4 protein-coding genes are annotated in these 5,487 nt (G+C 41.9%); 2 read left to right on the forward strand and 2 right to left on the reverse strand.

The genetic code is table 11. From position 1 onward, the window contains the following. Positions 1 to 231: 231 nt before the first annotated feature. Together fni and ACM0OY_RS39330 are read right to left on the reverse strand one after the other, a co-directional pair. Complete coding sequence (gene fni, locus ACM0OY_RS39325; protein WP_414574124.1) at positions 232 to 1,281, reverse strand: type 2 isopentenyl-diphosphate Delta-isomerase; 1,050 nt, start codon at positions 1,279 to 1,281, stop codon at positions 232 to 234. Positions 1,282 to 1,573: 292 nt separating this feature from the next. Further along, complete coding sequence (locus tag ACM0OY_RS39330) at positions 1,574 to 2,404, reverse strand: nuclear transport factor 2 family protein (RefSeq protein WP_414574125.1); 831 nt, start codon at positions 2,402 to 2,404, stop codon at positions 1,574 to 1,576. A gap of 84 nt (positions 2,405 to 2,488) precedes the next feature. On the opposite strand from ACM0OY_RS39330, the gene murG reads away from it, so the two are divergent. Together murG and ACM0OY_RS39340 are read left to right on the forward strand one after the other, a co-directional pair. Continuing rightward, a complete protein-coding gene (murG, locus tag ACM0OY_RS39335) occupies positions 2,489 to 3,562 on the forward strand; it encodes an undecaprenyldiphospho-muramoylpentapeptide beta-N-acetylglucosaminyltransferase (RefSeq protein WP_414574126.1) in 1,074 nt (357 codons plus the stop codon). 151 nt (positions 3,563 to 3,713) lie between these two features. Continuing rightward, the gene (locus ACM0OY_RS39340) at positions 3,714 to 5,042 is read left to right on the forward strand and encodes a hypothetical protein (RefSeq protein WP_414574127.1); all 1,329 of its coding nucleotides are present in this window, start codon (positions 3,714 to 3,716) and stop codon (positions 5,040 to 5,042) included. The last annotated feature ends 445 nt before the right edge of the window (positions 5,043 to 5,487 follow it).

The following is a 5,487-nucleotide window of genomic DNA, read 5'->3' on the forward strand; positions in this document are numbered from 1 at the left end:
TTCTGAACCAACGGACTTGTGTTCTGAACCAACGGACTTGTGTTCTGAACCAACGGACTTGTGTTCTGAACCAACGAACTTGTATTCTGAACCAACGAACTTGTGTTCTGAACCAACGAACTTGTATTCTGAACCAACGAACTTGTATTCTGAACCAATCATTATGCACATCATAGCCAATTTGTATAATGCGTAAGTCTTAATTACGAATTACGAATTACGAATTACGAATTATTTTATGCGCTGTAAACTGTCTGAGTGTTTTAACTCAGACAAGTTGGCATTGCCTGTGCAAAATAATACGGTGCTGATTTCAGCGATTAATACTTCAGCCAGTTCCGCAACTGCTGTCTGTGAAACTGCTGCGGCTTTCAGGAAGGGCATTGCAAAACCGGCGATGTCTGCTCCTAAAGCGATCGCCACTGCTGCATCTAGTCCATGACGCAATCCTCCCGATGCAATCAAAGGCACATCTGGGGCGATCGCTCGAATACCAGTAATGCACTCTGCTGTCGGTAAACCCCAATCGGCAAATGTCCTCCCCAAGCGACGTTGCAAGGCATTTTCAGCTCGTTCGCTTTCGACTTTCGCCCAGGAAGTACCACCCGCACCAGCGACATCAATGGCTGTGACTCCAGCTTCTAAGAGTTTTTGAGCGATCGCATCTGAAATGCCATTACCCACTTCTTTAGCAATTACTGGTACTGGCATTTTAGAGCATACTTTAGAAATATTGTCAATTAAACCTTTAAAATTAATATCGCCTTTTGGTTGAATGCACTCTTGCAGGGGGTTAATGTGTAAAATCAAAGCATCAGCTTCTAGGATATCGACTACCCGCAGACATTGATCCAAGCCATATTTATAGTTAAGTTGCACAGCCCCCAAGTTGGCAAATAGTAAAACATCCGGTGCATACTTGCGGACAGCAAAAGTATCAGCTACCTGGGGTTTTTCTACAGCTACTCGTTGGGAACCGACACCCATTGCAATTTTGTAGTGTTGGGCGACTTCGGCCAAGCGTTGATTAATCATTCCTGCTTGTTCAGTTCCTCCAGTCATGGAAGAAATTAACAAAGGTGCGCCGAGGTGTTTGCCCAAAAAATTTGTACTGATATCAATGTCGGTGTAATCTAGTTCCGGTAAACAACAATGGGTGAAGCGATAGCGTTCAAATCCATTGGTGACTTCATGACACTGAACATCTTCTTCTAAACAGATGCGAATGTGATCTGCTTTGCGATTTTGAGTTTGGGCGGAGACGTTGGTAGGTGCGTTCACTGGTGATGATGATTTGTTGAGTTGCGATCGCTATTGTTACATTGTTACAGCCTCAGGTATAGCGGGGAATAGGGAATAGGGAATAGTAAAGAAATTTATATGTCTGAGAATTAAAGAGCGATCGCTACTCCTGAAAGGCTTTAATGAACGTAATAGCGATGGATTCAAGGTAACTGACATCAATATTTCTAGTACGCTAGTAGCCTAGCGCACTAATTTTTAATAGACGCGATGAATCGCGTCTCTACAAGGGGGATGAATCGCGTCTCTACAAGGGGGATGAATCGCGTTTCTACTTCTTCACCACTTGCAGGCGCTGAGTTACCATCGTCATTCCATTACCCCGTAGGATCACGGCAGAAACCCATTGGCTACCAGGAATAGATGGTGCTTGTCCCTCTTTAAACACTCCACCAGATGTGAGTAATTGCAAATCCACGGATGTAGGGTTGAGATATTTATCTGGCCGAATAGGTTCCTCTAGCGCCGTTCCTAGTAAAAAATCATCACCAAGTGGTTCTTGAACGATCGCATCAAAATTATACTTCTGTCCAACTTTCACTTGCTGTGGCAATTTAACATCAATTTGTGGCGGGTTGCTTCCAGAAGTCAGTTGTGTGCGTTCTGACAAAATGTCTTGGCGGACAATTTTTCCACCAACGACACGCTGACGCGATTTAATTGTGGCATTCAGAGCCAAATTATTACTGTTAGCGGAGGGTGCACCGATGATCTGAGTTTCTGTTTCGGCGATGATGGCGTTACCTTCCGATTTTGCAGACACAAGTTTAGTACTATATTGCAATTTGGGGTATCGTTGCCAGAGTGAAACCAGGGACTTTTCCATGGTTTGGAGATTTAACCCATCTCCATGAGTGAAATTGGGGGCGTAAAACTGTAACACGCCTTTGGCATCGCCTTTGCTTGCAGCAGCATCAACTTGTGTCAACAAGGTTTTCAGTTCGGCTGGTGCATTTTGAGCTGTAGTTGCTTGGACTAATTGCTGTGGTGTACTGGCTTGAGTAGCTTGCCAAGCACTTGTTAAACCAAGTGTCAGCAGGAATGAAATCAGCCCGATGCTGGTTGATAATCTAAGTTTGCGTTTCACTAAAATGTTACTCATTGGTAAGAGTTTACTGATTTGATTAGAGAAGGTAAGGAAATTGCTTTATCTTAGTTAACCTAGACGCTAAACGGTAGAGGTTTGATGGCAAACGCACCAATCAAATTATTAATAGCTGCCAGTGGGACTGGTGGACATTTGTTTCCAGCGATCGCACTAGCCGAAAAACTGTCAGATTATCAAATACAGTGGCTGGGAGTACCCAATCGGCTAGAAACGGAACTTGTCCCTAAAGAGTATCCTTTGAATACTATTGCAGTTGAAGGGTTTCAGCAAGGGTTTGGCATTTCTTCGATTCGTATTTTAGCCAGACTCGCGGGTTCGATTTTCCAAGTCAGGCGAATTCTCAAACAGGGAAATTTTCAAGGAGTGTTTACCACAGGGGGTTACATTGCTGGCCCCGCCGTCATTGCGGCGCGTTCCCTTGGTTTACCCGTGATTTTCCACGAATCTAACGCTTTGCCAGGTAAGGTAACTCGCTTTTTTGGCCCTTGGTGTAGTGTGGTAGCCTTGGGGTTTGAAGTCGCCGCTAAGTATTTACCTCGTGCCCAGAATGTCTGTGTTGGCACTCCTGTCAGAGCACAATTTCTCGATGGCGGAATAAATGCACCGCTGGATTTAGCTATTCCCGATGGTGTTCCTTTAATTGTCGTCTTTGGTGGTAGCCAGGGTGCAGTTGGTATCAATAAATTAGTGCGGGAATGTGCCAATGCTTGGTTTGATGCTGGTGCTTATATAGTACACTTAACTGGCGATCGCGATCCGGAAGCAGATAGTCTCAAACATCCGCAATACATCGCTTTACCTTTTTACAACAATATGGCGGCATTGTTGCGACGAGCTACTATTGCCATTAGTCGTTCTGGTGCCGGTAGCTTGACAGAATTGGCAGTGTGTGGAACACCAGCGATTTTGATTCCTTATCCCTTTGCCGCAGAAGACCATCAATCCTACAATGCAGAAGTATTCACCAAAGCTGGTGCGGCGTTAACCCTCAAGCAATCGCAGTTAACAGCACAAGAATTGCAAAGTAATGTGTTGAATTTATTGCACTCACCCCAAGAGTTAGCCAAGATGGGGGAAAAAGCAAAAGCGATCGCAGTTCCCGATAGTGCTGACAAATTGGCACAGTTAGTGCGTGAGGTGGTAGAAACTTAAAAAATCCAAAATTAAAAGTTGAAAATAGTGACAGACAATAAAAATCTATTTTCCAGGTTATGAATATCTTGAATAATGGCGACAGATAAATCATCAAAAAAGTGATTTACTAACTCTTGCATATTTGAAAATTTAAAATCCCCAACCCAAAATGGTATTATTTAATCAAAAATTCCGGCTCACACTAGGTTGTGCTGGTTTACTACTTGTTAGTTTAGCCAGTAGCTATCTATATACTCAATCAAAAACTAAACAGCTAACCCCACAAGAACAAAGCTTTACTCAACAAGAAAATTCTGCCTTACTTCAACCACATATTTCTTTCACATCAAATCAAACTCCTCATACACTTACCTCCAGCTTCCAAAATACTTTTGTAGCTGAACAAAAAACAGACAACCAAAATCCTGCTTCATCTCCACAGGATTTGTTAGCCGCATCTACACCCTATCCGGTTGTTGATGAGTTTAAAAAATATAAATATAGCGTTAAAGGCAGCCAAGTTTTTTCCTCAGTCAAACTCCCAAGTAATAAGGTTAACTTCAATCAAACAGATTTCTTAACTGTTCTCGTCAATACTAGAAAATATTTTCAAGACTACGCTTCGCAAGACCCAGATATTCAGCGGACAGGAGTGCTTGCTACTCAAGGAGTTACTGTCCAAGATGTCCTCAAAACTTTGGACTTCATGAGTGTTGTCTTAAAAGAAGATATTGCTAACCGTCGAACCACTCGGTTACAAGACCCTAAGTTTATCAATGCCAATTTTAGAGTTATTAAATGGACTGCCTACAACCCCAAAAATAAACAACAAAAACAATTAAGAATTACTAAATACGCTGTTTTTACTCACACTGGTTCTCGCAAGAAAACTTCTACTTTCAATACAGCACTTTATAGCCTCAAAGACAACTCTAATAACGATAAATTCTACACTAAATACACAAAACAGGATGTTTTATCAGGCATTTACGAACCAGGCGGTAGAGAATTTGGCAAAGTTCAAAGTCTGGCTTATCTAACCAGAACTGGCTTAGAAGAAGCCCTGATGCAGGGAACAGTTTTGATTAATTTTACAGATGGTTATAAGGCATTTTTTAATGTAGACAGAAATAATGGTATGTCTTATATCCGCGGATTAAAACCAACAGCACAAAAGCGCTATTGGTACTTTAGAGAAGTTGATGCCATTAAAGGTTATGGATACAAAATAGATGCCAAAATTTCCATTAAACCAGGAGTCACTTTTGCTGGAGATGTTCTGAATATTGGTTTAGGTAGAGTGATTGTGATTGAGCAGACTAGGGGAGGCCGCAAACATCTGCAAATGGGAGTGATGGCTGATACAGGCGGAGCATTTTTACCCAATCTTTATCAGCTCGATTTTTTGGCAGGCATTTTTAAGAATCAAAAAGAATTTGGACAGCATATCAGCCAATTACCTGATTATGCTACAGCATATTTTTTAGTCAAGAAGTGACATCGCAATTCAGAATTCAGGAGTAAAACAGCCTTCATCTCTGGCTACCAAACCTAGATTCTCTACCTCACTCGATTGCAAACTGCTATATATAGTGCACCAATAACGCCATCAGCAGTGTGTTTGTCTGAGTAACACTTAAAATTGTCGGTCAAAAAAACTCTCCACGTCACCGCGTCAGCCTTAATGATAAGTGACGCCTAATCTGACATGGCATTGCTGAATCGAAATATGAAATCTTCAAGTTCTACTTCTTTGACTCTTAATTCTTTGCGTCTTCGCGCCTTTGCGTGTTAGAGAAGCGGAGCGTACGGCAAATTCATATTCTTAATCAGCAACGCCCATGACATAATATCTGGGCGATCGCATCGCATCCTAAAAATTATACCTTTTAAATAAGTAAAACTAATCATTGTCATAGGTTCTACAAAAGTTTTAACACTTG

Origin of the sequence: Nostoc sp. CCY 9925, from assembly GCF_963920935.1 — a bacterium.
Taxonomy (GTDB): domain Bacteria; phylum Cyanobacteriota; class Cyanobacteriia; order Cyanobacteriales; family Nostocaceae; genus Nostoc.

Bases quoted from the DNA above. Each gene is read 5' to 3' on its own strand.
- ACM0OY_RS39330 (WP_414574125.1), bottom strand. From the start codon at position 2,404: ATGAGTAACATTTTAGTGAAACGCAAACTTAGATTATCAACCAGCATC.
- murG (WP_414574126.1), top strand. From the start codon at position 2,489: ATGGCAAACGCACCAATCAAATTATTAATAGCTGCCAGTGGGACTGGT.
- ACM0OY_RS39340 (WP_414574127.1), top strand. From the start codon at position 3,714: ATGGTATTATTTAATCAAAAATTCCGGCTCACACTAGGTTGTGCTGGT.